Origin of the sequence: Streptomyces sp. NPDC053493, from assembly GCF_044544825.1 — a bacterium.
Lineage (GTDB): Bacteria > Actinomycetota > Actinomycetes > Streptomycetales > Streptomycetaceae > Streptomyces.
On the sequence record NZ_JBITXS010000011.1, the window covers coordinates 115308 to 140774 of the forward strand.

Genomic DNA, 25467 nt, shown 5'->3' on the forward strand with positions numbered 1-25467 from the left:
CGAGCCCGACGCCCGTAAAAACCCGCGCCGGGCCCCTCACCCGTCGCCCGTGAGCAGCACCCACACCTGCCCCGGCGCGAAGTTCAGCGGCGCGCCGTTCGGCGTGGTGAACGTCGTCCCGCCGGCGGCGTCCGGCCGGCTCCAGCGGGCCTCGTAGGACCGCCCGTCGCGCAGCACCTGGGCCGTACCGCTGCCCGTCGTCACGGTGTACGGCGAGACGGCGCCGAGGAAGTCGTGGAAGCGGGAGGACCGCACCTGCACGTGCTGCACCACGACGGTGGCCGGTCGCAGCGGCCCGTCGGAGCGGCCGTCCATGGTCACCCGCCAGGCGTGTTCGGCGGGCGTCCAGGTGAAGGTGTAGCGGGCGGCCGGGAAGCGCACCGTGCGGCTGTTGGCCGGCGTGCCGTCCGCCGGGGCGGGGCCGAAGCGGAATCCGATGTCCTTGGCGTGGCCGGCCCCGGGCGCGGTGGCGAGGGCCCGGGCGGGCAGCAGGTAGAGGTTGTGCGGGGCGGCCCGGTGGGCGTCGCGGCGGAAGGCGCCGGGCCGGCTGCTCTCGCTGACCAGATGGAGCGGGGCGGCCCGCAGCAGCGGGTCGAGGGCGCTCTGGACGCCGGAGTAGGCGAGGACGGGGCGGTCGAACTGGCGCAGCAGCGCGAGGTCGGACTCGCGGGCGCTGCGGACCGGGCCGACGCGGTCGGGGAGCCGGGAGGAGTAGACGGCCATGAGCCGGGTCTGGCCGGATTCGACCTGCTCGACGTAGACGAGGTCGGCCGCGGGCAGGCCGGTGTGGGGCCGGGCGGGCGGCACGTTGTCGATCTTGACGGCGAGGACGGGACCCGGCCGGGCGGGCAGGCCGGTGAACGGCGAGACGCCCGCGGGGGGCGTGGCGGGCGGCGAGGTGGCGGGCGCGGGCGTCGGCGACGGCTCCGACGGGCCCGAGCCGGAGCAGCCGTACAGACCGGCGGCCGTCACCGCGCACAGCACCGCTGTGGCGGTGGCGGCTGCGCCGGGACGCCGGTGCCCGCGCGCGCCTGTCATGTGTCCCGCTTTCCACCCACCAGTGGACCACGGGCGCGGCCTTGGTTACAAAGGAGAACGAAGAGGGGGTTGCCGGTGTTCTACCACGTGTTGAAGTACGTGCTCCTCGGGCCGCTTCTCAGGCTGCTGTTCCGGCCGCGGGTGGAGGGTCTGGAGCACGTTCCCGAGGAGGGCGCGGCGATCGTCGCGGGCAATCACCTGTCCTTCTCCGACCATTTCCTGATGCCGGTGGTGCTGAGCCGGCGGATCACCTTCCTCGCCAAGCAGGAGTACTTCACGGGGCCGGGCCTGAAGGGCCGGCTGACGGCGGCGTTCTTCCGCAGCGCCGGCCAGATCCCGGTGGACCGCTCGGGCAAGGAGGCGGGGCAGGCGGCGATCCGCGAGGGGCTCGGTGTGTTGGCGAAGGGCGAGCTGCTCGGGATCTACCCGGAGGGCACGCGGTCGCACGACGGCCGTCTCTACAAGGGCAAGGTGGGCGTCGCGGTGATGGCGCTGACGGCGGGTGTGAAGGTGGTGCCGTGCGCGATGGTGGGGACCTTCGAGATCCAGCCGCCCGGGCGGGTGCTGCCGAGGATCCGGCGGGTCACCATCCGGTTCGGCGAGCCGCTGGACTTCTCGCGTTACGCGGGGCTGGAGGGCGAGAAGGCGGCGATCCGGGCCGTCACCGACGAGATCATGTACGAGATCCTCGCGCTGTCCGGGCAGGAGTACGTGGACGAGTACGCGGCCACGGTGAAGGCGGCTCAGACCGCCGAGCGGCCGCAGAAGTTCCCGCGGAAGGAACGCTGAGGGCGAATCCGCGTACGGCGAAAGGCCCTGGGCCGCCCGGCCGCCGGCCCGTAGCGTCCCGTCCATGACCAAGGGAAACGCGTTCGTGCTGGGAGCGACGGGACAGGTGGGACGGGCGGCCGTGCGGGCGCTCGTCGCGGACGGCTGGGAGGTGACCGCCGCCTCGCGCCGGGGCGGCCGGGACGAGAGGTGGCCGGCGGAGGTCCGGTCGGTGGCGGTGGACCGGGACGAGGACGGCGCGCTGGCGCGGGCGCTCGGCGCGGGCACGGACGTGCTGGTGGACATCGTCGCCTACGACGCCGGTCACGGGCGGCAGTTGACGGGCCTCGCGGACCGGATCGGGTCGGCGGTGGTGATCTCCAGCGGCGCGGTGTACCAGGACGACCAGGGCCGGAACTTCGACACCCAGGACGAGCCGGACGGCTTCCCGCGCTATCCGGTGCCGATCCCGGAGACCCTGCAGACGGTCGCGCCGGGCCCGCGCACGTACGGCACGCGCAAGGTGGCCCTGGAGCTGGAGCTGCTGAAGGCCGACGAGAAGCTGCCGACGACCGTGCTGCGGGCGGGTGCGATCCACGGCACGCACTGTCCGGGGCCGCGTGAACTGTGGTTCGTCAAGCGCGCGCTAGACGGCCGGCCGGTGCGGGTGCTGGCGGAGGGCGGCCGCTCCCGTTTCCACCCGGTGCACGTGGACAACATCGCCGAGCTGATCCGGCTCGCGGCGGCGGCCCCGGGCCCGCGGGTGCTCAACGCCGGTGACCCGCAGGCGCCGACGGTCGCGGAGATCGGGGCGGCGATCGACGCGGTGATGGGCGTGAAGAGCGAGACCGTCCTCATCGAGGGCGCGCCGGTCGGCACGGTGGGTCTGACGCCGTGGACCGCTGCGCATCCGGTGGTCTACGACATGTCGGCGGCGGAGCGGGAGCTGGGCTACCGGCCGGTGGTGGGCTACGAGGAGTCGCTGCCGGAGACGGTGGAGTGGCTTGCGGCGCGGGTGACCGGGCGGGAGTGGCGGGAGGTCTTCCCGAACCTGGCCAAGTACCAGGTGGACTTCTTCGACTACGCGGCCGAGGACGCCTGGCTCGCCGCCCGGTGACACGGCGGGGCGGCCGCCGGATGCGGCGACCGCCCCTGACGTGGCGCGGGTGTTACGGCTGGGGCGTGGCGTGCGGCTCGCACGTCACGTCCTGGCTGTCCACCTTGCCGGTGAGCAGGTACGTCTCGACCTTCGGGTTGATGCAGGAGTTCACCAGGCCGGTGACGCCGTGCGAACCCGCGTTCTTCTCGGTGATGAGACGCGAGCCCTTGAAGCGCTTGTGCAGCTCGACCGCGCCGGCGTACGGCGTCGCCGCGTCACGCTCGGACTGGACGATGAGCACCGGCGGCAGGCCCTTGCCCGTCTTCACCTCGGTCGGCCGCTGGCGCGGCGCGGACCAGGTGGCGCAGGGCAGGTTCATCCAGGCGTTGGCCCAGGTCATGAACGGGTACTGCTCGTGGAGGCGGGAGTTGTCCCGGTCCCACTTCTTCCAGCTGGTCGGCCAGGGCGCGTCGGCGCACTCGACGGCGGTGTAGACCGCGTTGCCGTTCTCCGCGGAGATGTTGCCGGCCGTGTCGGTGAGGTCGGCGGCGGCGGCGTCGATCAGCGGCTGCGGGTCACCCGCGGCGTAGGCGCTCCAGGCCTCCGCGACCGGGATCCAGGAGGAGTCGTAGTACGGGGCGCTCTGGAAGAAGCCGATGAGCTCGGCCGGACCGACCTTGCCGCCGAGCGGCTCCTTCTTGGCGGCGGCGCGCAGGGTGACCCACTGCTGCTGCACCTCGTCGTAGGTCTTGCCGAGGTGGAAGGTGGCGTCGTTCTGGGCGACCCAGTTCATCCAGTCCTTGAGGCGGCCCTCGAAGGCGATGTCCTGTTCCAGGTTGGCCTGGTACCAGATGTTGCTCTTGGCCGGGTTGACCACGCTGTCGACCACCATGCGGCGGACGTGGTTCGGGTAGAGCGTGCCGTAGACGGCGCCGAGGTAGGTGCCGTAGGAGACGCCGACGAAGTTGAGCTTCTTCTCGCCGAGCGCGGCCCGGATGACGTCGAGGTCACGGGCGGTGTTGCGCGTCGTCATGTAGGGCAGCATGTCGCCGCTCTTCTCGGCGCAGCCCTTGGCGTACTCGGCGGCCAGCTTGCGCTGGGCGAGCTTGTCGGCCTCGCTGTCGGGCACCGGGTCGAGCTTGGGGCCCTTGACGAACTCGGTCGGGTCGACACAGGAGATGGGCGCCGAGTGGCCCACGCCGCGCGGGTCGAAGCCGACGAAGTCGTAGGCCTTGGCGGCGTTCGCCCAGATCTTGTTCTTGGTGGTGACCCGGCGCGGGAAGCGCATACCGGAGCCGCCGGGGCCGCCCGGGTTGTAGAGCAGCGCGCCCTGGCGCTCGGCCGGGGTGCCGGTGGCACCGATCCGGTCGACGGCGATCTTGATCTGCTTGCCGTTGGGCTTCGCGTAGTCGACCGGGACGCTGACCCAGCCGCACTGGATGGGCTTCTCGAGGCCCCAGTCGGCCGGGCAGTCCTGCCAGTCGATGCCCGCCTTGGCGGCGCGGGCGGCGGCGACGGTGGCGCCGAAGGCCTCGTCGTCGCGGTCGTGGGCGCTCTGGGCGCTGGCCGTGGGCGCGGCCAGCGCGCCGGCTATGAGCGTGGCCGTGACCAGCGTGCCGGCAGAGCCGAACACTGCGGTACGTCTCAAGTGGTTCCTCCCCCTCATGGGCGCCACCACCGTGGCAGCGCCGTGGTCGTGGGTGTCCGGGGGATCCTTTCGTCAATGGGGCCCCTGGTGAAAGGGCGTACGCCTGATTCTTTGCCGAACCAATAACCGGTGACCGGTGTACCGCTGAGCGGAACGCTCAACGGCCTCCGGTGAGCAGGCCGAGCGCCTCGTCGAGGACCCGGCGCAGGCTGAGCGCGTCGGGTGCGACGGCGGTGACGAGGGCGGCGGGTCCGGCGAGCGGGGCGATCGCGGCATAGCTGCCGAGAAGTCGCGTATCGACCGGTTTGTCGTCGAAGTCCGGGTCGACGACCAGGAGTTGCCCGGTGGCGCGCCCGCCGTCGAGGACCGCGGGACCGTCCCAGCCGGCGGGAGCGCCGGGGCCGTACGCGAGTTCCTGGTCGAACAGCAGACGGCCGGCCCGGCGCACGGTGAGCCGGGAGGTGAGGGTGCCGGGCCGCTCGGCATGGCGGCCGAGGACCTGTTCCTCCCGGAGAACGAGGCGCGCGGTGGGCGCGAGCGTGACGGTGGTGCGCATCCGCAGGTCGGATCCGGCGGCGGACACCAGCTGTTCGGGCAGCCAGCGCAGTTCCGCGTCCGCGCCGACGCCGAGCTCGATGTCGTACGTGGCGGGAGCGGCGTCGCTGCCGGGCAGGGCGACGGTCGCGGCGGCCGAGTCGACCAGGAGCCGCGCCCCGTCCCGTACCTCCGCGGTCAGGGCGAGCCGGTCACCGCCGAGCGGCGCGCTCATCGCGCCGACGACGGTGACCCGGGTGTACGGGCCGGACGCGCGGGTGCGGCGCAGGGCCAGCGGTCCGTCGCTCTCCAGGACGGGCAGGGTCCCGTCCGCCGCGGCGACGATCCGGGCGGTGGCGGTGAGGCTCATGCGGTCCAGGCCGTGAGCTGTGCGCGGACCCAGTCGGCGACGGGGCCGACGCCCTGCTCGGAGCGCAGCGAGGTGAAGGCGACGGGCAGGTCGCCGCGCTGCTCCTTGGCGTCGCGGGCCATCCGCTCCAGGTCGGAGCCGACGTACGGGGCGAGGTCGGTCTTGTTGACGACGAGCAGGTCGGCGCCGGAGACGCCGGGGCCGCCCTTGCGCGGGATGTCGTCGCCGCCGGCGACGTCGATGACGAAGATCTGGGCGTCGACGAGGCCCTTGGAGAAGGTGGCGGTGAGGTTGTCGCCGCCGGACTCGACGAGCACGAGGTCGAGCGGGCCGACCGTGTCCTCCAGGTCCTCGACGGCTTCGAGGTTGGCGGAGATGTCGTCACGGATCGCGGTGTGCGGGCAGGCGCCGGTCTCGACGGCGGAGATCCGCTCGGGCGGCAGGACGGCTTCGCGGAGCAGGAACTCGGCGTCCTCGCGGGTGTAGATGTCGTTGGTGACGACGGCGAGGGAGAGGGTGTCGCGCAGTGCGCGGCAGAGGGCGGCGACGGTGGCGGTCTTGCCGGAGCCGACGGGGCCGCCGAGGCCGATGCGCAGGGCGCGGCGGCTGCCGTCGGGCCGGTGGGCGTCGGCGGAGACGGCGGTGCCGTGGTCGTGGTCGAGGCCGAGGTGCATGGGGGGACTCCTTGCGGGTCAGGAGGCGAAGAGGCGGACGGGCCAGGCGGCGTGCTGTTCGGCGGTGAGGTCAAGCAGCGGGGCCGAGGCCGCGGGCAGGGCGTCCAGGCCCTCGACGGCCGCGACCGCGGCGCGTTCGGCGGCCCGGTGGGCGACCTCGTCCAGGTCGGGGGCGAGGCGGGCGAGGACGGCGGTGGCATGGAACGGGTCGAGGCCGAGGAGGCGTACGACGGCGGTGGCGGGGCCGCTGACCGTCTCGTACGCGACGCAGGCGGCGGCGTCCTCGGCGCCGAGCCCGGCCGCGCGGGCGGCGGTGCCGAGCACGACCGGCTGGTGGGCGCCGCGCGGGAACGCGGCGGCCAGCCGGTCGAGTTCGGGTCCGGGCCAGGCGGCGCGGGCGGCCCGCATCATCTGGCGGCCGAGTCTGCGGGCGGCGGCGCGCAGGGCGGGCGAGGGAGTACGGGCGTCGGCGGCCTCGTCGAGGGCGTACGGGTCGGCGCCGAGCGCGGCCGCGGCGGCGAGGGCCGCCGCGGTGAGGCCGGTGGTGTGCAGCCGGCCTCGGCAGAAGGCCTCCAGGCCGGCGGCGTCGTGGAGCCGGCCGGCCTTGACGGCGGCCTCGGCGCCGCCCGAGTGGGCGTGCCCGCCGGCGGGGAAGCGCCCGTCGGCGAGCACGAGGAGAGCGGAACGGTTCATCGTGGGGTTCGGTCGCTCGGGTTCCAGGGGTTCGGATGCCAGTGGGTCAGAAGAGGAAGTAGCGCTGGGCCATGGGCAGTTCGGCGGCGGGTGCCGGTTCGACCGGGTCGCCGTCGATGCTCACCGAGAAGGTGTCGGCGTCGACCTCGACCCGCGGCAGGGCGTCGTTCTCCCGCATGTCGGCCTTGGTGACCCGGCGGGTCGAGCCGATGGCGGTGAACTCCTTGTGCAGTCCCAGCTTGTGGGGCAGGTCGTCCTCGATGGCCGCCTCGGCCACGAAGTTGACGGAGCCGGCCGCTGCGGCGCGGCCGAGCGCGCCGAACATCGGCCGCGGCAGGACGGGTTGCGGGGTGGGAATGGAGGCGTTGGCGTCGCCCATCTGCGCGTAGGCGATCTGCCCGCCCTTGACGACGACGAGCGGCTTGACGCCGAAGAAGGCGGGCTCCCACAGCACCAGGTCGGCGAGCTTGCCGGGTTCGACGGAGCCGATGAGGTGGCCCATGCCCTGGGCGACGGCCGGGTTGATCGTGTACTTGGCGACGTAGCGCCGGACCCGGTGGTTGTCGGCGGCGCCGTCGCCGGGCAGCGCGCCGCGCCGCTTCTTCATCACGTGGGCGGTCTGCCAGGTGCGCATGATCACCTCGCCGATGCGGCCCATGGCCTGCGAGTCGGAGGAGATGATCGAGATGGCGCCGAGGTCGTGCAGCACGTCCTCGGCGGCGATGGTCGAGGGCCGGATGCGGGACTCGGCGAAGGCGAGGTCCTCGGGGACGGCCGGGTTGAGGTGGTGGCAGACCATCAGCATGTCGAGGTGTTCCTCGATGGTGTTGACGGTGTGCGGCCGGGTCGGGTTGGTCGAGCTGGGCAGCACGTGCGGCTCGGAGACCACGGTGATGATGTCGGGCGCGTGCCCGCCGCCCGCCCCCTCGGTGTGGTACGCGTGGATGGTGCGGCCCGCGATGGCGGCGAGGGTGTCGCCGACGAAACCGGCCTCGTTGAGGGTGTCGGTGTGGATGGCCAGCTGGGCGCCGGTCTCCTCGCAGACGTCGAGGCAGGCGTCGATGACGGCGGGAGTGGCGCCCCAGTCCTCGTGGATCTTGAAGCCGAGGGCGCCGCCGCGCAGTTGGGAGCGCATGGCGTCGCGGGACGTCGTGTTGCCCTTGCCGAGCAGGCCGATGTTGACCGGGAAGGTGTCCAGCGCCTCGAACATCCGGGCCATGTGCCAGGGGCCGGGCGTGATGGTGGTGGCCTTGGTGCCCTCGGCGGGGCCGGTGCCACCGCCGACGAGGGTGGTCACGCCGGTGGCGAGGGCCTGTTCGACGACGGTCGGCGAGATGAAGTGGACATGGGTGTCGACGGCTCCGGCGGTGACGATCCGGCCGTTGCCGACGATCACCTCGGTCTCGGGGCCGATGACCAGGCCGGGGTGGACGCCGTCCATGGTGTCGGGGTTGCCGGCCTTGCCGAGCGCGGTGATCCGGCCGTCGCGGATGCCGATGTCGGCCTTGACGACACCCCAGTGGTCGATGACGACGGCACCGGTGATGACGGTGTCCGGGGCGCCTTCCGCGCGGGTGGTGCGGGACTGGCCCATGGACTCGCGGATGACCTTGCCGCCACCGAACACGGCTTCCTCGCCGGCCAGGCCGGGACCGCCGGAGCGGTCCTCCTCGATCTCGACGAGCAGATCGGTGTCGGCGAGCCGGATCCGGTCGCCGGTGGTGGGGCCGAACAGGTCGGCGTAGACGGCGCGGTGCAGCTCAGGCACGGTCGCCTCCGTTCCGGTCGGTGTCCAGCGGGCCGGCGGTCTCGCCGCGCAGGCCCGGCACGACGCGGCGGCCGGCGATCGGCACCAGTTCGACCTCGACCGGGACGCCGGGCTCGAAGCGCACGGCGGTGCCGGCGGCGATGTGGAGGCGCAGTCCGCGGGCGGCGGCGCGGTCGAAGTCGAGACCGGGGTTGGCCTCGGCGAAGTGGTAGTGGGAGCCGACCTGGACGGGCCGGTCGGCGGCGTTGAGGACGGTGAGGCGGGTGACGGGGCGGCCCTCGTTCAGGGCCACGGGCGCCTCGGCGTACAGGATCTCTCCGGGGATCATCTACCGGCCCGCCCTCAGATGATGGGGTCGTGGACGGTGACGAGCTTGGTCCCGTCGGGGAAGGTGGCCTCGACCTGCACGTCGTGGATCATCTCGGGGATGCCGTCCATGACGTCGTCGCGGGTGAGCACCTTGCGCCCGGAGGCCATGAGTTCGGAGACGGTCCGGCCGTCCCGGGCGCCTTCGAGGACATGGGCGGTGATGAGGGCGACGGACTCGGGGTGGTTGAGCTTCACTCCGCGCGCCCTGCGCTTCTCGGCCACGTCGGCCGCGACATGGATGAGCAGGCGTTCCTGCTCGTGGGGGCTGAGTTGCACGCTTCCACCTCACGTTCGTCCGCCGGGCGGTTCCCCCGGACAGCAGCGGACCCTATAGGCCTTCAACACTCTGTTGACCTGGCCTGATGGGTCGCCGCGCCAGACATTGCACGTTAGGGCGAAAGTTTTTCCGGCTCGTTAACTCGGCCTTTGCATGCGCATGGCATCAGTCCGTGGACGTGCCCGGCGGGCGGTGATGGGCGGCGATGCCGAAGCGGCGCTGTTCACCCGCAGCGGACGAGGCGTCGCGCACGGCGCTCAGCGAGCTGATCACCCGCTCCTCCGCCGGCCCCTGCGCGGCCTCGAGTTTCTCCAGGTCAGCGGCGGAGACCAGGGCGACGAGCGGCTTTCCGTGGCGGGTGACGACCACGCGTTCATTGCCGTAGACGACGCGGTTGATCAGATCCGCGAGCTCTGCCCGCGCTTGCGTCACCGGAATCTCATAGGCCATGCTCCCATCTTACGGGCTGTACGTCCTGTACATTTTTTACAGATGGAGGAGCGCCATGCGCAGCGCCATGCGATACGTCCTTCCGGAGTTCACCGAGCGCACCAGCTCCGGGACCCGCACCCTCGACCCGTACTCCAAGCTGCTCGAGGAGCGGATCGTCATGCTGGGCGCGCCCGTCGATGACACCTCGGCCAACGACGTCATCGCCCAGTTCCTGCACCTCGATCACGCCGCGCCGGAGCGGGTGATCAGCCTCTACATCAACTCGCCCGGCGGCTCCGTCAGCGCCATGACCTCGGTCTACGACACGATGCGCACCGTCTCCTGCGAGGTGGAGACCATCTGCCTCGGCCAGGCCGTCGGGCCGGCCGCGGTCCTGCTCGCGGCGGGCTCTCCGGGTCGGCGGCTGGCGCTGCCCGGCGCGCGGATCGTCCTTCAGCAGCCCGCGCTCGACGAGCCGTTGCGGGGCCAGCCCAGCGATCTCGACCTGCACGCGCGGGAATTGCTGCGGCAGCGCGAGCTGGTCGCCGGGCTGCTCGCCGCGCACACGGGGCAGGGCCGCGAGCGGGTCGACGCCGACATCGACCGGACCACCGTGCTCGACGCGGCGAGCGCACGGGAGTACGGCCTGGTGGACCAGGTGGTGCGCAGCCGCCGCGCCGGCTCCGGCCTCGCGGAGGGGTGAGCCGGCCGTGGTCCCGGAGTTGCCGCCGCTGCCGGCCCTGACGCGCGCCGAGGGCGAGCTGGTCGACGCCTACCTCGAAGTCGTCGACCTGCTCGGCAGGATCAATCCATCCAGGACGTCGCATACCTATGGGGCTCTGAGGGCGGCTCAGGCCCTGGTGGGGCGCGCGAGTGCCCTGCGGGACGCCCTGACGCTCATGCATGTGCGCGGCGAGAGCGAGGTGCACGCGGACACATTGGCCCGTGCGCTGCGGGTGTTGGACGGGGAGCGGCGCTCGGGACGGGTCACCGTGCCGGGGGAACACGTGAGTTGACACGGCGGCGTGTCGTGTCGAGGTCCACTCGGGGCACGGCGGACGCAGAACGGCTCCACCGTTCGGCGTAGTCGACGTATCGACATGGATCTCAGGGAAGTTGCACCACCGGTGTACACATCTGGCGGAATCGAACGCTTCTGCGCAGGTGAAGGGCTCGTAGCCCAAACCTCGGAAGATCGCCAAACCTGACTGTCCACTCGTTCGGATCAGTCGTGAGGAGCCTCACATATCGCCGTTTCAGCTCGGTTTCGGGCGGTGGTGTGGGTCAAGATCCCTCACGACGACAAGCCCCCGCCACCCGAGGCGGGGCGGCCCGGGCGGACGCCGAGTCCTGCCGCCGTTCCGGACGTCTGGTCGACAGGAGTGGATCGGCAGGAGTGGAGGACCCGAGCAACACGGGACGGCCCCTCGTGGGCCCGTTCCTCGGGGTGAAGCCGCAGCCGCGGCCGGGCATTCTTCGCCTGCCCGAACCCGACAGGTCATCCTTCACAGGCGGCTGACGAAGGGTTGCGCATGACTGCGCAGATGCATGTCCCGTCCCTGCTGTCCCGGGCCGGAGCCGTCTCGGCCCTGACCCTCGCCGCCGTCGGCGGCACCCTGCTCGCGCCAGGAGCGGCGCCGGAGGCCCAGGCCGCGCCCTCCTACGCCGACCGGGCGCTGAGCGTCGCCGCGTCGAAGAAGGGCGCGCCCTACAAGTACGGAGCCAGCGGCCCCAGCAGGTTCGACTGCTCGGGCCTCACCGTCTACTCGTACAAGAAGGTGGGCAAGTCGCTGCCCCGTACGGCCCAGCAGCAGTACAACAAGACCCGGCACGTCCCGGCCTCCGGCCGGCAGAAGGGGGACCTGGTCTTCTTCCATTCCGGCGGAAGGGTCTACCACGTCGGGATCTACGCGGGTAACAACAAGATCTGGCACTCCCCCAAGACCGGTTCCTGGGTGAAGCTCGACCGGATCTGGACCTCGAAGGTCCTGTACGGCCGCGTGCGCTGACGCGGCCGCCCGTCCCCGGCCGGACGACGGCCCGGGGACGGCACGGCGCGGGAGGAGGCGCCCGGCGGCGCCACCGGCCCCCTCCTCCCGCCCGCCCGGCCTTCCGAGAGCCTCAGGAGGGCGTCAGCGCCGGCGCCCAGGGCAGGCTGATCCAGACCGTCTTGCCGCCGTCCGCCGTGGGCTGCACCGACAGCCTGCCGCCCGCCTCGGCGGCCAGATACCGGATGATCACCATGCCGCGCCCGTTGTCCTGCTGCACGGCCGCCGGCAGCCGCTGCGGCCAGCGCGGATGGCTGTCGGTGACACCGATGTGCAGCTGCTCGTCGCGCTCCAGACGCAGCTCGACCGTGAAGGTCGGCGACTGGCCGAAGGTGTGCTGCACGGCGTTGGTCGCCAGCTCGGACACGATCAGCCGGACCGCGTCCGCGGTGTCGGTCAGCTCGTCAAGACCCCAGGAGCCGAGCGTGTCGGCGACGTACCGGCGGGCGACGGAGACCGAAGCGGGATCGCTCGGCAGCGTGACGGTTGCTTCCTGCTGGTCTGCCATGGCGACGCTGTCCCTTTCCCACCGGGCCCCGCCCGGATTGCGCTTCGCGTCAGAGTGTCACCGATCGTGCCGCGCCGGGCGGCGATCCACCAGATATACGGATATCTGTCGTCCGAAGCGGTGAACCCTGCGACGGGCGAGCGGATACCGACTCGGCGCGCCTGCACGGCCCTTGAGCGGGCACACGGGTCCTATGACCGTTCCCAAGACCGGAATTCTCGTTCTCGACAGCAGCGATCCCGAGCCCCTCGCCCGCTTCTACGCCGCCCTGCTCGGCGGGACCGTCGAACCCGCCCCGGGCGACCCCGACCTCCTCCTGGTGCCCTCCCCCACCGGCATCGCCCTCGCCATCCACCGCGACCACGGCCAGGCACCGCCCAGCTGGCCCCGGCCGGAGGACTCCCAGCAGGCCCACCTGCGGATCCTGGTCGCTCCCGAGGCCCTCGACGAGGCCGAACGGGAGGCGATCTCGCTCGGCGCCCGGCCGGTCGCGGCCGAACTCAACGGCACCCGGCTCGACCGGCGCTCCGACGTGCGGCGCTGCACCGACCCGGCCGGGCATCCCTTCGTGATCGCCGCCTCGCCCGGCGTTTCGCGCTGAGACGACCGGGCAACCGCCGTACGACACGTGGAGGACGATCATGAGCCAGCACGAACGCCGGCGCACCCTGCCCCCGGACCGGCCGCCGCGCACCACCCCGGCCGAGGCCGAGGAGCCCGCCCGCAAGCGCCGCGGCGACCGCGCCCGCGACGCCCACGGCATGGACGCCAAGAGCCAGTCACCCGGCCTGGGCCGCGAGGAGCAGCGCCGCCCGCACGAGGCCGGGAACGAGGCCGCGGGAGCCGGGGAGGGCGGGGAGGACGCGGAAGGTCACGACGGCTGACGGTGGCCCGCCCGGCGGGCGGCCGCCGCCATGACGAAGGTGATGCTGATCAGCAGCGACCAGGCGCCGAACTTCTCCACGCCCACCGGCTGCCAGCCGTGCAGCTGGTACGGATAGCGCCAGGCGCCCACGTAGGTGGCGAGGTTCTCCGCCACCCACAGGAAGAAGCCGATCAGGACGAACGACAGTGCCAGCGGCATCCGCAGGCGGGCCCCGCGCACCGTGAACCGCACCGAGGTGCCCGCGGTGACGGCCACCAGCAAGGCCGCCAGCGGCCAGCGCGCGTCCGGCAGCCAGTGGTGGGTGAAGAAGTTGACGTAGATGGCCGCGGCCACCACCGCGGTCGTCCGGGGCCGGTAGCGGACCACCTCCAGGTCGAAGAGGTGCCAGGCCCGGCAGACGTAACTGCCGACGGCCGCGTAGAGGAAGCCGCCGTAGAGCGGGACGCCGGCGAACTTCAGCACGGCCGGCTCCGGATAGCTCCATGAGCCGAGGGACACCTTCACCAGCTCGAAGGCCAGACCGATGACGTGGCAGACGGCGATGACGGCGATGTCCCGCCCGCTCTCCCAGCCGCGCAGCCAGAAGACCAGGGTGAGCAGCACGCCGTAGGCGACGAGCAGGTCGTAGCGGGCCACCGGAAGCCCGGGCAGCAGGGTGGACGCCGCCACTCCCGAGAGCAGCGCGATCGCGAAGGCGCAGGCTCGGGTCTGCGTCCAGGCGAAGTCGAGCAGCCGACGGCAGGAGGAGGTCAGGAGGGTGGTGAAGGGTGCGCTGGATTCGAACATGGTGAGCTGGAGGACGAGCCCGCACCCGTGCACGGTTGCGGCGGCTCGCTCGGCGCACCACCGCAGGGCGGCGCGCCGGGCACCACGAGCACGACGCATGCGCAGGCCGCGACGAGTGCGACGGCTGCCATGAAAGTGCTGAGGCTGCTACGAGACGAAGCCGATCACGCCGAAGCCGGGGCGTGCCTCGGCGTGGCGGAGCCAGCCGATGACGTCCATGACCGCGTCGACGACCTCGGGCTCGAGCGGCGGGGCGTGCCCGTCCCGCTTCGTCTGCTCGAACTGCTCGAGCGCCGCCAGGCACTGCTCGTGCGTCCACTCGCCGCAGTACGGCAGGTCGTACGCCCTCGGTATGCCCGCGGGCATACCGCCGGAGTAGCCGAACTCGGCCACCGACACGGCGGTGATCCGCAGCGCCGTGAGGCCCTCGTCGACGACCTCCAGCCAGTCGCCGCGGAACGGGCTGAAGCTGGAGTTGTCCAGGAAGCCGCCGGTCAGCGCGCACAACCGCTTGTAGGCGTAGCCGTACTGGAAGGCGTGCTGCTCGCTCGCGTCGAAGGGGCCGCCGTGCACCACGGCGCGCAGGGCCTCGTACGCGGTGGGCGCGCCGTCCTTGATCTGCGAGGAGAACCAGTCGTCGTCCCGGGCCAGGTCGTCGCCGAACCGGTCGCGGATGACCTCGAGGAGTTGTTCGTCGCCCGAACCGGCGAGGGCGCGGGTGGCCTTGGGGTCGAGCAGGTACACGCTCAGGGAAGAACTCATGCGATCAACGTAGCGGCCGCCACTGACAGTCGGGCCGGAGGTGCGGCGCGCGCGGGCCGGGCGCCCGGACCGCACGAGCCGCGGGCGCGCCGGCCGGACCGTCAGCCCGCGGTGGCGCCGGGCGGCGCCGTCCGGACGATGGTCGTCACCGCCCGCTCGATCTCCGCGTCCGTCAGGTCCGCGCGGGCGGTGAGCCGGAGGCGCGAGATGCCGTCCGGGACCGACGGCGGCCGGAAGCAGCCGACGCCGAGGCCGAGTTCGCGGCAGTCCGCGGCCCAGCGCAGCGCCTCGGCCGGGCCGGGCGCGTGCACCGACACCACGGCCGCGTCGGGACGGGCGGCGGTGAACCCGGCGTCCGTCAGCCGGGCGTGGAGGGTGGCGGCCACGGTACGGGCGCGGGCCGCGAGGGCCGGCTCGGCGGCGATCAGGCGCAGGCTCGCGAGTGCGCCGCCCGCGGCGGCCGGGGCGAGTCCGGTGTCGAAGATGAACGTACGGGCCGCGTTGACCAGGTGCTCGATCACCCGGGCCGGGCCGAGCACCGCGCCGCCCTGACTGCCCAGCGACTTGGAGAGCGTCAGGGTCGCCACGACGTCCGGGTCGCCCGCGAGGCCCGCCGCGTGCAGGGCGCCGCGCCCGCCGTCGCCGAGGACGCCGAAGCCGTGGGCGTCGTCGACGACCAGGCCCGCGCCGTGGGCCCGGCAGGCCGCCGCGAGGGCGGTGAGCGGTGCCCGGTCGCCGTCCACGGAGAAGACGGAATCGCTGACCACCAGGGCCCGGCGGCCCGGATGCGCGGCGAGGGTCTTGGCGACCGCGTCCGGATCGGCGTGCGGCACCACCGCCGTCTCGGCCCGCGCGAGCCGGCAGCCGTCGACGATCGAGGCGTGGTTGGCGGCGTCGGAGACGATCAGTCCGTCGCGGGCGGACAGCGCGGTGAGGGCCGCCAGGTTCGCGGTGTAGCCGGAGGAGAACACGAGCGCGGCCTCGAAGCCGCAGAACTCGGCGAGTTCGCGCTCCAGGCGCGCGTGCAGCCGGGTGGAGCCGGTCACCAGCCGCGAGCCGGTGGAGCCCGCGCCCCAGCGGCGGGCCGCCTCGGCCGCCGCCTCGGTGATGGCGGGGCGCCGGGTGAGGCCGAGGTAGTCGTTGCCCGCCAGGTCCAGGAGGTCCGACTCGGCCGCGCGGGGCCGCAGCGTCCGCACCAGGCCCGCCCGCGCGCGCTGCCGCGCGGCGTCCTCGGTCCAGTCGAAGGCGGCCCGGAGCGGGCCCGTGCCCTGCGCGGGCGCGGCCGGGAGCGGGCCCGTGCCCTCGCCTGCGTCCAGCGGGTCCTCGGCGTACGGCGGCATGACGGATCCTTTTGTAGGCAGCGCACAGACCCTAACCGGCCGCGGCCGAGGTCAGAGTGTGGCCATACACACACCTCAAACGGGGTCGTTTGTTCAGTTCCTCCTTGGCCGCAGGGTGTGCCGTAGGCAAGGATCAGCGGTTATGGACCTGCTGAACACGCTGGTGGAGAAGGGGCTGCGGCGCGAGTCGCCGACCCGTGAAGAAGCGCTCGCCGTGCTGGCGACCTCCGACGACGACCTGCTCGATGTGGTGACCGCGGCCGGCAAGGTGCGCCGCCACTGGTTCGGGCGACGGGTGAAGCTCAACTATCTCGTCAATCTGAAGTCCGGTCTGTGCCCCGAGGACTGCTCCTACTGTTCGCAGCGGCTCGGCTCGACCGCCGGCATCCTCAAGTACACCTGGCTCAAGCCCGACGAGGCCTCGGCCGCGGCGGCCGCCGGCGTGGCGGGCGGCGCCAAGCGCGTCTGCCTGGTCGCGAGCGGCCGCGGTCCGACGGACCGGGACGTCGAGCGGGTGGGCAAGACCATCGAGGCCATCAAGGAGCAGAACGAGGGCGTGGAGGTCTGCGCCTGCCTCGGTCTGCTCTCCGACGGCCAGGCGGAACGGCTGAAGGAGGCCGGCGCCGACGCGTACAACCACAACCTCAACACCTCCGAGGGCACGTACGGCGAGATCACCACCACCCACACCTACGCGGACCGCGTGGACACGGTGGAGAAGGCCCACGCGGCCGGCCTGTCCGCCTGCTCGGGCCTGATCGCGGGCATGGGCGAGACCGACGAGGACCTGGTCGACGTGGTGTTCGCGCTGCGCGAGCTCGACTCGGACTCGGTGCCGGTCAACTTCCTCATCCCGTTCGAGGGCACGCCGCTGGCGAAGGAGTGGAACCTCACGCCGCAGCGCTGCCTGCGGATCCTCGCCATGGTGCGGTTCGTCTGCCCGGACGTGGAGGTCCGGATCGCGGGCGGCCGCGAGGTGCACCTGCGCACGATGCAGCCGCTGGCGCTGCACATCGCCAACTCGATCTTCCTCGGCGACTACCTCACCAGTGAGGGCCAGGCCGGTCAGGCCGACCTGGAGATGATCGCCGACGCGGGCTTCGAGGTGGAGGGCGCGGGCACGACCACGCTGCCGGCCCACCGCGCGGACGCGGCGGCCGCGGCCGCCGCGGCGGGCGGCGGATGCGGCTCCTCGGCGGCGGCCGGCTGCGGCTCGCACGCGGAGGCGGGCGGCGGATGCGGCTCCCACGCGGAGGCGGGCGGCGGATGCGGTCCGTGCGGCGCGGTGCCCGAGCCGGCTGCCGCGACGGCGACGGCGACGGCGCCCGAGCCGGCCTCGGTGCCGGCCGCGTCCGAGGCCAGGACGGACCTGGTGGCCGTACGCCGCCGCGGCGCCGGCACGGACCTCGCCCCCAATGCGTAACGACGAACTCCTCGCCCTGGACCGGGCGCACGTCTGGCATCCCTACGGCCCGATGCCCGGCCGCGAGGAACCGCTGGTCGTCGCGTCCGCGTCCGGCGTACGGCTCCGGCTCGCCGAACCCGTCGACGGACAAAGCGAGTTGATCGACGGCATGTCCTCGTGGTGGTCGGCCGTCCACGGCTACAACCACCCTGTGCTCAACGAGGCGGTACGCGGCCAGCTCGACCGGATGAGCCACGTCATGTTCGGCGGGCTCACCCACGAGCCGGCCGTCCGGCTCGCCGCCCGGCTCGTGGAGATCACGCCCGAGCCGCTGCGGCACGTCTTCCTCAGCGACTCCGGCTCGGTCTCGGTCGAGGTCGCCGCGAAGATGTGCCTCCAGTACTGGCGGTCCGTCGGCCGGCCCGGCAAGCAGCGGCTGCTGACCTGGCGGGGCGGCTACCACGGCGACACCTGGCAGCCGATGTCCGTCTGCGACCCGCGGGGCGGCATGCACGAACTGTGGTCGGGCGTGCTCCAGCGGCAGGTCTTCGTGGACGCGCCGCCGACGGAGTACGAGGAGTCGTACGCGGAGCTGCTGCGCGAGGCGATCGGGCGACACGCGGACGAGCTGGCCGCGGTCGTCGTCGAGCCGGTGGTGCAGGGCGCGGGCGGCATGCGCTTCCACAGCCCCGAGTATCTGCGGGTGCTGCGGGAGGCGTGCGACGCGCACGACGTGCTGCTGGTCTTCGACGAGATCGCGACGGGGTTCGGGCGGACGGGCGCGCTGTTCGCCGCCGACCACGCCGGGGTCTCGCCGGACGTGATGTGCGTCGGCAAGGCGCTCACCGGCGGCTACGTCTCCATGGCGGCGACGCTGTGCACGAGCAAGGTGGCAGACGGCATCTCGCGCGGCGAGGTGCCCGTCCTCGCCCACGGGCCGACCTTCATGGGCAACCCGCTGGCCTCCGCGGTCGCGCTCGCCTCGATCGACCTGCTCCTCGGGCAGGACTGGCAGGTCGAGATCAAGCGCATCGAGACGGGCCTGCGGGAGGGGCTGGCGCCGGTCGCCGGGATTCCGGGCGTCCACGACGTCCGCGTCCTCGGGGCGATCGGCGTCGTCCAGCTCGACCACCCGGTGGACGTACGGGCGGCGACGCGGGCGGCGGTGCGCAACGGGGTGTGGCTGCGGCCGTTCCGCGACCTCATCTACACGATGCCGCCGTTCGTGACGGGCGACGAGGACGTGTCCCGCATCTGCGGCGCCCTCCAAGAAGCCGCCTCAGCGGGCTGACGCCCCGCGCGCGTGGCGGACGGTGCCCACCCGGGCCTCGCCCGGCCCGAGGCGCCCCCGCCAGGCCGGCGGCCCCTCCGTTGTGGGCGGCCGTCCGCCGGGGCAGTGTCAGCTGGGGACCGCGCCGGCGGATACGGGCCCCGGCCCGCTGGGCCTGCGCCCCCGTTGCGGGCCTGCGCCCGCCGGGACGGTGCCCGGCCCCGCTACCCCCGTTGTGGGCATTCGTTCCGCTGGGGCGGAACGGGTGGGCACAACGGACGGCGCCCCCTGCCGGGCCTAGGCTCCCGCGCCCTGACCCGCACCCGGAGCGCGCCGTGCTGTTGGTGCGGGCTCAGGCGCAGGTGCGGAACGCGCCCGCAAGGGCGCCGTCCCGTGTGCCCACCCGTCCCGCCCCAGCGGGACGAATGCCCACACGGAGGTGGACCGGGGGCGCCGCGCAAGCAGGCGCCACCCGCACGGGGCGACGAGGGCGCCGTGTCAGCGGGCGCAGCCCACACGGAGGTGGACCGGAAGTGCCGGCCCGAAGGGTGGGCACCGCCCGGAGGGTGGGCCGGGGGCGCCGGCCCCGAAAGGTGGGCGCCGCCCGGAGGGAGGGGGCGAAGAGGGCAGTCCGCACGGGGCGCGGGCGCCGGCCCGAAAGGTGGGCGCCCCCGGCGGGATGACCGCCCGCACCGGGCCCCGGGCTCGGGGAGGGGCGAAGAAGGCACCGCCCGCGTCGGCGCGGGCAGCAGGATGTTCACGTAGTGGAAGGAAGCAGCACCATGACCGTCATCGTCATCAGCGGCACCGGCACCGAGATCGGCAAGACCGTCACCACCGCCGCCCTCGCCGCCGTCGCCACCGCCGCCGGGCGGACCGTCGCCGTGCTCAAGCCCGCGCAGACGGGCGTCGGGCCCGAGGAGGCGGGCGACGCGGACGAGGTCCTGCGGCTGTCGGGCGCGGCGACCGGGACAGAACTGGCCCGGTTCCCCGAGCCGTTGGCGCCGGCGACCGCGGCCCGGCGGGCCGGCCTCGCGCCGGTGGGCCCGGCCGAGGTCGCGGAGGCGGCGCGCAAGCTGGCGGCCACCCACGACCTGGTCCTCGTGGAGGGCGCCGGCGGCCTGCTCGTACGGTTCGACGAGGAGGGCGGCACGCTCGCGGACGCCGCCCGGCTGCTCGACGCGCCGGTGCTCGTCGTCACCCCCGCCGGCCTCGGGACGCTGAACTCGACCGCCCTGACGGCGGAGGCCCTGCGAGCCCGCGGCATCGAGCAGCTCGGCGTGGTGGTCGGCAGCTGGCCGGCCGAGCCGGACCTGGCCGCGCGGTGCAATCTGACGGACCTTCCGGAGTCGGCGGGCGCACCGCTGCTCGGCGTCATTCCGGAGGGCACGGGCGCGCTGGCGCCCGAGGAGTTCCGGGCGGCGGCGCCCACGTGGCTGGCGCCGGTGCTCGGCGGCGTCTGGGACGCGGCGGCGTTCACCGCGACGGCGGGTGCCTGAACTCCGTACGCTGGACGCATGCGTGCTCGTGTTCAGGAGATCGTGTTCGACTGCGCCGACCCGGCCGCCCTGGTGCGGTTCTGGGCGGTGCTCCTCGGCGGGGAGCCGGTGGACCGGAGCCCTGACTGGTCGTACGTCGACCCGCCGGGTTTCGTGCGGCTCGCCTTCCAGCGGGTGCCGGAGGGCAAGACGGTGAAGAACCGTGTGCATCTGGACGTGGAGGCGGGCGATGTGACGGCGGCGGCCGAGGAGTCGCTGGCGTGGGGCGCGCGCAGGTCGGGCGGCCCGGTGACGGACGCGCAGGGTTCGTTCCAGGTGATGCTCGACCCGGAGGGCAACGAGTTCTGCTTCGTGTCCGGCTGACCGGGCCTGCCGGGTCAGGTCGACGAGGAGGGGATTTCCCGTGGCGTTACCGTTCCGATTCGCCGTCAACATGCTCAGCCCCGGCACCGGTGGCGAGTGGCGGGCCCGCTGCCGCCGTGCCGAGGAGCTGGGCTTCGACCTGATCCTGGTCGCGGACCATCTCGGCATGCCCGCGCCGTTCCCGTCGCTGGTGGCCGCGGCGGAGGCGACCACGCGGCCGCGGGTGGGCACCTTCGTGCTCAACGCGGGTTTCTGGAATCCGGTGTTGCTGGCCCGCGAGGTGGCGACCACGGCGGCCCTGACCGACGGCAGGCTCGAGCTCGGCCTCGGCACGGGTTATGTGCGGGCCGAGCACGAGCAGGCGGGCATCCCGTTCCTGCCGCCACGCGAACGGGTCTCCCATCTGACGCGTACGGTCGAGGAGTTGGCCGGGACGCTGAAGGAGAACGGCGTCCCGCTGCTCGTGGGCGGCAACGGCAACCGGGTGCTGCGGCTCGCCGCGCGGCACGCCGACGTCACGGCGTTCTCGGGCGGCCGGTTCGACGGCGGCGCGCCGGTGCTGCTCACGGCCGACGAGCTGGCCGCGCGGGTCGAGGCGTACGCGGGTTTCGAGCGCGAGGCCGACCGCCGTGCGCCCGCGGAGCGCAATCTGCTGCTCCAGCGGGTGATCCTGACGGACGACCGGTCCGCGGCGCTGGCGGAGTTCCTCCCGCTGGTGCCGTATCTGACCGAGGAACAGGTGCTGGAGCTGCCCGTGCTCGCGGTGGGCACGGTGCGGGAGATCGCGGACCGGCTGGTCGCCCTGCGCGAGCGCTGCGGCTTCTCGTACATCACGGTGCTCGACGGCGCGATGGAGGCGTTCGGGCCGGTGATCGCGGAGCTGCGCGCGAGGGCGGGCCGCCCGGACGGCGCCGCGTCTGAGGAGTGAAACGTGGTCGACGGGCCGGGTCGCGCGGTGGTGGGATGCCCGCATGGATGATCTTCGGATACGGGCCGCGGCGGCGGCCGACATCGATGCCGTGCTCGCCTTCTGGAAGGCGGCGGCCGAGGGGACCAGTATCAGTGACGACCCGGCCGGCGTGGCCCGTCTCGTCGCGCGCGACCCGGAGGCGCTGCTGCTCGCGGAGCGCGCGACGGGCGAGCTGGTCGGAACGGTGATCGCCGGCTTCGACGGCTGGCGCTGCCATCTGTACCGGCTGGCCGTCCACCCGGAGCACCGTCGGCGCGGGATCGGTGGCGCGCTGCTCGCCGCGGCCGAGGAGCGTTTCGTACGGCTCGGCGGGCGGCGCGCGGACGCGATGGTCCTGGACCGCAACGAGCTGGGGCGGGCGGCGTGGCGGGCGGCGGAGTACGGACCGGAGGAGCAGTGGACGCGCTGGGTGAAGCCGCTCGCCGGCTGACCCGCCGAGCCCCCGAGCCCCCGAGCCGCTGACCCGCCGACCCGCCGAGCCCAAGCCTCGGAACCGACGAGCCCGGGCCGACGATCCCGGGCCGACGAGCCGCTTTGCCGATCCTTTACCATGGTCTGCAGAATCGATCAGCTACCGAAAGGTGTGAGCGTCCGCCCATGGGCGAGCCTCCCAGTACACCCCGTTCCCCCCGTCCCGCCCACCGACACCGCGCGGTCCTCCCTGCCCTGAGTGATCATGGGACTCACCGAGGGACGGAGGTGAACCGATGACCGAGGTGCTGCTGCTCCTGGTGGCCCTGCTGCTCTCCGTCGCGTGCGGCGCGTTCGTCGCGGCCGAGTTCTCGCTCACCACCGTCGAGCGCGGCGAGCTCGAGGCCGCCGTCGAGCGGGGCGAGCGCGGCGCGGCCGGCGCCCTGAAGGCCGTCAAGTCGCTCACCTTCCAGCTCTCCGGCGCCCAGCTCGGCATCACCGTCACCAACCTGGTCGTCGGCATGCTCTCCGAGCCCTCGATCGCCAAGCTGCTCGCGGGTCCGGTCGAGGCCCTGGGCCTGTCTCCGGCGGTCGCCTCCTCGGTGGCCCTGGTCCTCGGCACCGCCCTGTCGACCGTCGTCCTGATGGTCGTCGGCGAGCTGGTCCCCAAGAACTGGGCCATCTCCTCGCCGCTGGCGGTCGCCAAGGTGGTGGGAACGCCGCAGCGAATCTTCACCGCCGCGTTCAAGCCGCTGATCAGCCACCTCAACAACACCGCCAACCGGGTCCTGCACCGGCTCGGCATGGAGCCCACCGAGGAGCTGGCCTCCGCCCGCTCCCCGCAGGAGCTGGTCGCGCTCGCCCGCCACTCCGCCAAGGAGGGCGCGCTGGAGCCGGACACCGCCGAGCTGTTCGTACGGACGCTCAACCTGGCCGAGCTGACCGCCGAGAACGTCATGACGCCGCGCGTCCAGGTGACCGCCCTCGAGGTGCAGGCCACCGCCGAGGACGTCGCCAACGCGACCCGCGCGACCGGCCTCAGCCGCTTCCCCGTCTACCGCGGCAACCTCGACTCGGTCGTCGGCATCGCGCACATCAAGGACGTGCTCGCGATACCGGCCGAGGAGCGGCCCCGCCGCCGGATCGGCGACATGCTGCGCGAGCCGCTGCTGGTGCCCGAGAGCCTGACCGTGGACCGGCTGCTCGACCGGCTCTCCGGCCGCCAGACGATGGCCGTCGTCATCGACGAGTACGGCGGCACGGCGGGTGTCGCGACGCTGGAGGACATCGTGGAGGAGGTCGTCGGCGAGGTGCGCGACGAGCACGACCCGCACGAGACGCCGGACCTGGCCCCGGCGGGCGAGGACGCCGACGGCCGCGAACTGTGGTCCGCGGACGGCGCGGCCCGCACCGACCAGCTGCGTACGGTCGGTCTGCGGGTGCCGGAGGGTCCGTACGAGACCCTGGCGGGCGTGATCGCGACCGAGCTCGGCCGGATCCCGCTCGCCGGCGACAGCGTGGAGCTGGCCGGCTGGCGGCTCGACGTGGTGGACGACTCCGGACGGCGGGCGGCGCGGGTGCTGATGCACGCCCCGCCGGCCGACTCCGACGCGACGGACGGGGAGGCCGGCCGATGACCGCGGTCCAGTTGCTGATCGGCCTGCTGACGCTGGTCGTCAACGCCTTCTTCGTCGGCGCGGAGTTCGCGCTGATCTCGGTGCGCCGCAGCCAGATCGAGCCGCTGGCGGAGTCCGGCGACCGGCGGGCGCGCAGCGTCGTGTGGGGCCTGGAGCACGTCTCGGCGATGCTCGCGGCCGCCCAGCTCGGCATCACGCTGTGCACCCTGGTGCTCGGCATCGTGGCCGAGCCGGCCATCGCCCATCTGCTGGAGCCGGTGTTCGACGCCGTCGGCGTGCCGCACGGCCTGGTGCACCCGATCTCGTTCGTGATCGCGCTGACGGTCGCGACGTATCTGCACATGCTGCTCGGCGAGATGGTGCCGAAGAACATCGCCCTGGCCGAGCCGACGCGCACGGCGCTGCTGCTCGGCCCGCCGCTGGTGGCGCTCGCCCGCGCCCTGAAGCCGGTGATCTTCGCGATCAACGCCTTCGCCAACGGGATCCTGAAGCTGCTGCGGGTGGAGGCGAAGGGCGAGGTCGCGGCGACGTTCTCGGACGACGAGCTGGCCCGTATGGTCACCGACGCCGGAGACGCGGGACTCCTCGACGACCGGGCGGCCGAGCGCCTGCACGACGCCCTGGAGCTGGGCCGGCGCCCGGTGCGGGACGTCGTGATGCCGGTGGGCAAGGTCGTGTACGCGCAGGTGGGCACGACGCCGGAGGAACTGGAGGCGCTGGCGGCCCGGTCCGGGTTCTCCCGCTTCCCGGTGGTCGACTCCGGCAAACGGATCCTGGGCTACCTCCACGTGAAGGACGCCCTGGACGTCACTCCGCGCGACCTGCCCTTCCCGGTGTCGGCGATGCGTCCGATCGCCCGCGTGCGGGCGGCGACGCCGATGGACGACGTCCTGACGGCGATGCGCCGCAGCCGGGCCCACCTGGCGGCGGTCGTCGACGAGGACGGCAAGCCGGCCGGCCTGGTCACGATGGAAGACGTCCTCCGCGAACTGGTGGGCCGCCCGGCGCCCTGACCGGAGCCCCGGCGGCGCCCGACCGGACGGCCGGGTCGGGCGCCGGCCGGGGGCGGGGCATACCGCGCGGTATGATCGCGGGGTCATGGAGATCAATGCCGCGTACACCAGTTTCGTCGCCGTGGGCGACAGCTTCACCGAAGGCATGTCGGATCTGCTGCCGGACGGCTCGTATCGGGGCTGGGCCGATGTGCTGGCGGGTCGGCTCGCCGCGCGTGCGCCCGGTTTCCGCTACGCGAACCTGGCCGTGCGGGGCAAGCTGATCGGCCAGATCGTCGAGGAGCAGGTGGACGCGGCCGCGGCGATGAAGGCCGATGTCGTGACGCTGGTCGGCGGGCTCAACGACACCCTGCGGCCCACGTGCGACATGGGCCGGGTGAAGGCCCTGCTCGGCGAGGCCGTCGAGCGGCTGGCGCCGGCCTGCGGGCAGCTGGTCCTGATGCGCAGCCCCGGCCGCAACGGGCCCGTCCTGGAGCGTTTCCGGCCCCGCATGGAGGAGCTCTTCGCGTACGTGGACGAGCTCGCCGACCGGCACGGCGCGCTGGTGGTCGACCTGTACGGCGCCCCGGCGCTCGCCGACCCGCGGATGTGGGACGTGGACCGGCTCCACCTCACCGCCGAAGGGCACCGCCGGGTGGCCGAGGCGGTGTGGCAGACCCTGGGCCTGGAGGCCGAGGACGACTGGCGGGCTCCGCTCGCGCCGGGCCCGCGCCCGCGCTGGGCCTCCCGCCGCGTCGCGGACGCCCGCTTCGCCCGCGAACACCTGGCGCCCTGGATCGCCCGCCGGCTCACCGGCCGCTCCTCCGGCGACGGCCGCCCGCCCAAGCGCGCCGAACTCCTCCCGTACGAGCTGCCGGAGACCGGCTGACCGGACGGCGGGCGGAGTCCGGCCCGCTGGC

General features: G+C 73.4%; 29 protein-coding genes and 1 riboswitch. Of the genes, 16 read left to right on the forward strand and 13 right to left on the reverse strand.

The annotated features are described in order from the left end of the window. Nucleotides 1-36: 36 nt before the first annotated feature. Complete coding sequence (locus tag ACIGO8_RS27540; protein WP_399736090.1) at nucleotides 37-1038, reverse strand: DUF3048 domain-containing protein; 1002 nt, start codon at nucleotides 1036-1038, stop codon at nucleotides 37-39. A gap of 75 nt (nucleotides 1039-1113) precedes the next feature. Here ACIGO8_RS27540 and ACIGO8_RS27545 point away from each other — a divergent pair, with 75 nt between their 5' ends. Further along, nucleotides 1114-1827 (forward strand): lysophospholipid acyltransferase family protein, encoded by a 714-nt coding sequence (locus ACIGO8_RS27545; RefSeq protein WP_399736093.1) that lies wholly within the window; start codon nucleotides 1114-1116, stop codon nucleotides 1825-1827. Nucleotides 1828-1891: 64 nt separating this feature from the next. Further along, nucleotides 1892-2923, forward strand: a complete 1032-nt coding sequence (locus ACIGO8_RS27550) for an NAD-dependent epimerase/dehydratase family protein (RefSeq protein WP_399736096.1) — start codon at nucleotides 1892-1894, stop codon at nucleotides 2921-2923. 52 nt (nucleotides 2924-2975) lie between these two features. Here ACIGO8_RS27550 and ACIGO8_RS27555 read toward each other — a convergent pair whose 3' ends face one another. The 8 genes from ACIGO8_RS27555 to ACIGO8_RS27590 all read right to left on the reverse strand — a co-directional run bounded on the left by ACIGO8_RS27555 (nucleotide 2976) and on the right by ACIGO8_RS27590 (nucleotide 9688). Next, nucleotides 2976-4571, reverse strand: coding sequence for an alpha/beta hydrolase (locus tag ACIGO8_RS27555; protein ID WP_399736099.1), 1596 nt, complete (start codon nucleotides 4569-4571; stop codon nucleotides 2976-2978). A 139-nt stretch (nucleotides 4572-4710) separates the two neighbouring features. Next, on the reverse strand, nucleotides 4711-5457 hold the full coding sequence (locus ACIGO8_RS27560) for an urease accessory protein UreD (protein ID WP_399736101.1): 747 nt from the start codon (nucleotides 5455-5457) through the stop codon (nucleotides 4711-4713). Beyond that, entirely contained in the window at nucleotides 5454-6131 is a 678-nt protein-coding gene (gene ureG / locus ACIGO8_RS27565) for an urease accessory protein UreG (RefSeq protein WP_399736104.1), read from the reverse strand. The genes ACIGO8_RS27560 and ureG overlap by 4 nt, the downstream gene beginning before the upstream one ends. Nucleotides 6132-6149: 18 nt before the next feature. Further along, entirely contained in the window at nucleotides 6150-6824 is a 675-nt protein-coding gene (locus tag ACIGO8_RS27570; protein ID WP_399736107.1) for an urease accessory protein UreF, read from the reverse strand. Between the two features lie 46 nt (nucleotides 6825-6870). Further along, nucleotides 6871-8592 (reverse strand): urease subunit alpha, encoded by a 1722-nt coding sequence (locus ACIGO8_RS27575; protein ID WP_399736110.1) that lies wholly within the window; start codon nucleotides 8590-8592, stop codon nucleotides 6871-6873. Further along, nucleotides 8585-8920, reverse strand: a complete 336-nt coding sequence (locus tag ACIGO8_RS27580) for an urease subunit beta (protein ID WP_399736113.1) — start codon at nucleotides 8918-8920, stop codon at nucleotides 8585-8587. Before ACIGO8_RS27580 ends, ACIGO8_RS27575 begins: the two co-directional genes overlap by 8 nt. Nucleotides 8921-8934: 14 nt before the next feature. After that, entirely contained in the window at nucleotides 8935-9237 is a 303-nt protein-coding gene (locus ACIGO8_RS27585; protein ID WP_399736116.1) for an urease subunit gamma, read from the reverse strand. 166 nt (nucleotides 9238-9403) lie between these two features. Beyond that, the gene (locus tag ACIGO8_RS27590) at nucleotides 9404-9688 is read right to left on the reverse strand and encodes a type II toxin-antitoxin system Phd/YefM family antitoxin (RefSeq protein ID WP_399736119.1); all 285 of its coding nucleotides are present in this window, start codon (nucleotides 9686-9688) and stop codon (nucleotides 9404-9406) included. Between the two features lie 55 nt (nucleotides 9689-9743). Here ACIGO8_RS27590 and ACIGO8_RS27595 point away from each other — a divergent pair, with 55 nt between their 5' ends. The 3 genes from ACIGO8_RS27595 to ACIGO8_RS27605 all read left to right on the forward strand — a co-directional run bounded on the left by ACIGO8_RS27595 (nucleotide 9744) and on the right by ACIGO8_RS27605 (nucleotide 11679). Continuing rightward, entirely contained in the window at nucleotides 9744-10373 is a 630-nt protein-coding gene (locus ACIGO8_RS27595; RefSeq protein WP_399736122.1) for an ATP-dependent Clp protease proteolytic subunit, read from the forward strand. A gap of 7 nt (nucleotides 10374-10380) precedes the next feature. Beyond that, complete coding sequence (locus ACIGO8_RS27600; RefSeq protein ID WP_399736124.1) at nucleotides 10381-10686, forward strand: hypothetical protein; 306 nt, start codon at nucleotides 10381-10383, stop codon at nucleotides 10684-10686. A 328-nt stretch (nucleotides 10687-11014) separates the two neighbouring features. Continuing rightward, nucleotides 11015-11199, forward strand: a riboswitch (cyclic di-AMP (ydaO/yuaA leader). Between the two features lie 3 nt (nucleotides 11200-11202). Continuing rightward, nucleotides 11203-11679: a C40 family peptidase gene (locus tag ACIGO8_RS27605; protein WP_399736127.1), complete on the forward strand. Its 477-nt coding sequence runs from the start codon at nucleotides 11203-11205 to the stop codon at nucleotides 11677-11679. A gap of 112 nt (nucleotides 11680-11791) precedes the next feature. Here ACIGO8_RS27605 and ACIGO8_RS27610 read toward each other — a convergent pair whose 3' ends face one another. Next, nucleotides 11792-12226 carry an ATP-binding protein gene (locus ACIGO8_RS27610; RefSeq protein ID WP_399736129.1) on the reverse strand — a complete coding sequence of 145 codons (435 nt, stop codon included), beginning with the start codon at nucleotides 12224-12226 and terminating at the stop codon, nucleotides 11792-11794. A gap of 193 nt (nucleotides 12227-12419) precedes the next feature. Here ACIGO8_RS27610 and ACIGO8_RS27615 point away from each other — a divergent pair, with 193 nt between their 5' ends. Next, nucleotides 12420-12827, forward strand: coding sequence for a VOC family protein (locus tag ACIGO8_RS27615; RefSeq protein WP_399736132.1), 408 nt, complete (start codon nucleotides 12420-12422; stop codon nucleotides 12825-12827). A 40-nt stretch (nucleotides 12828-12867) separates the two neighbouring features. Beyond that, nucleotides 12868-13110 (forward strand): hypothetical protein, encoded by a 243-nt coding sequence (locus ACIGO8_RS27620; protein WP_399736135.1) that lies wholly within the window; start codon nucleotides 12868-12870, stop codon nucleotides 13108-13110. On the opposite strand, the gene ACIGO8_RS27625 is transcribed toward ACIGO8_RS27620, so the two are convergent. From ACIGO8_RS27625 to ACIGO8_RS27635, 3 genes are all read right to left on the reverse strand, one after another. Continuing rightward, nucleotides 13098-13898 carry a DUF817 domain-containing protein gene (locus tag ACIGO8_RS27625; RefSeq protein ID WP_399736138.1) on the reverse strand — a complete coding sequence of 267 codons (801 nt, stop codon included), beginning with the start codon at nucleotides 13896-13898 and terminating at the stop codon, nucleotides 13098-13100. The two genes, ACIGO8_RS27620 and ACIGO8_RS27625, sit on opposite strands and share 13 nt — an antisense overlap. Nucleotides 13899-14045: 147 nt before the next feature. After that, nucleotides 14046-14660: a hypothetical protein gene (locus tag ACIGO8_RS27630; RefSeq protein ID WP_399736141.1), complete on the reverse strand. Its 615-nt coding sequence runs from the start codon at nucleotides 14658-14660 to the stop codon at nucleotides 14046-14048. A 101-nt stretch (nucleotides 14661-14761) separates the two neighbouring features. Then, the gene (locus ACIGO8_RS27635) at nucleotides 14762-16000 is read right to left on the reverse strand and encodes an 8-amino-7-oxononanoate synthase (protein ID WP_399736144.1); all 1239 of its coding nucleotides are present in this window, start codon (nucleotides 15998-16000) and stop codon (nucleotides 14762-14764) included. 142 nt (nucleotides 16001-16142) lie between these two features. Here ACIGO8_RS27635 and bioB point away from each other — a divergent pair, with 142 nt between their 5' ends. The 9 genes from bioB (at nucleotide 16143) to ACIGO8_RS27680 (ending at nucleotide 25436) form a co-directional block, all read left to right on the forward strand. Next, nucleotides 16143-17423 carry a biotin synthase BioB gene (bioB, locus tag ACIGO8_RS27640; RefSeq protein WP_399736147.1) on the forward strand — a complete coding sequence of 427 codons (1281 nt, stop codon included), beginning with the start codon at nucleotides 16143-16145 and terminating at the stop codon, nucleotides 17421-17423. Further along, nucleotides 17416-18696: an adenosylmethionine--8-amino-7-oxononanoate transaminase gene (locus ACIGO8_RS27645; RefSeq protein ID WP_399736150.1), complete on the forward strand. Its 1281-nt coding sequence runs from the start codon at nucleotides 17416-17418 to the stop codon at nucleotides 18694-18696. The genes bioB and ACIGO8_RS27645 overlap by 8 nt, the downstream gene beginning before the upstream one ends. 761 nt (nucleotides 18697-19457) lie before the next feature. Beyond that, nucleotides 19458-20174, forward strand: coding sequence for a dethiobiotin synthase (bioD, locus tag ACIGO8_RS27650; protein WP_399736153.1), 717 nt, complete (start codon nucleotides 19458-19460; stop codon nucleotides 20172-20174). Nucleotides 20175-20192: 18 nt separating this feature from the next. Then, a complete protein-coding gene (locus tag ACIGO8_RS27655; RefSeq protein WP_399736156.1) occupies nucleotides 20193-20537 on the forward strand; it encodes a VOC family protein in 345 nt (114 codons plus the stop codon). A gap of 40 nt (nucleotides 20538-20577) precedes the next feature. Then, on the forward strand, nucleotides 20578-21465 hold the full coding sequence (locus ACIGO8_RS27660) for a TIGR03621 family F420-dependent LLM class oxidoreductase (RefSeq protein WP_399736158.1): 888 nt from the start codon (nucleotides 20578-20580) through the stop codon (nucleotides 21463-21465). Between the two features lie 43 nt (nucleotides 21466-21508). Further along, nucleotides 21509-21937, forward strand: coding sequence for a GNAT family N-acetyltransferase (locus tag ACIGO8_RS27665; RefSeq protein ID WP_399736161.1), 429 nt, complete (start codon nucleotides 21509-21511; stop codon nucleotides 21935-21937). A 277-nt stretch (nucleotides 21938-22214) separates the two neighbouring features. Further along, a complete protein-coding gene (locus tag ACIGO8_RS27670) occupies nucleotides 22215-23555 on the forward strand; it encodes a hemolysin family protein (RefSeq protein WP_399736164.1) in 1341 nt (446 codons plus the stop codon). Continuing rightward, entirely contained in the window at nucleotides 23552-24568 is a 1017-nt protein-coding gene (locus tag ACIGO8_RS27675; protein WP_399736167.1) for a hemolysin family protein, read from the forward strand. The genes ACIGO8_RS27670 and ACIGO8_RS27675 overlap by 4 nt, the downstream gene beginning before the upstream one ends. An 85-nt stretch (nucleotides 24569-24653) precedes the next feature. Then, on the forward strand, nucleotides 24654-25436 hold the full coding sequence (locus ACIGO8_RS27680) for an SGNH/GDSL hydrolase family protein (protein ID WP_399736170.1): 783 nt from the start codon (nucleotides 24654-24656) through the stop codon (nucleotides 25434-25436). The last annotated feature ends 31 nt before the right edge of the window (nucleotides 25437-25467 follow it).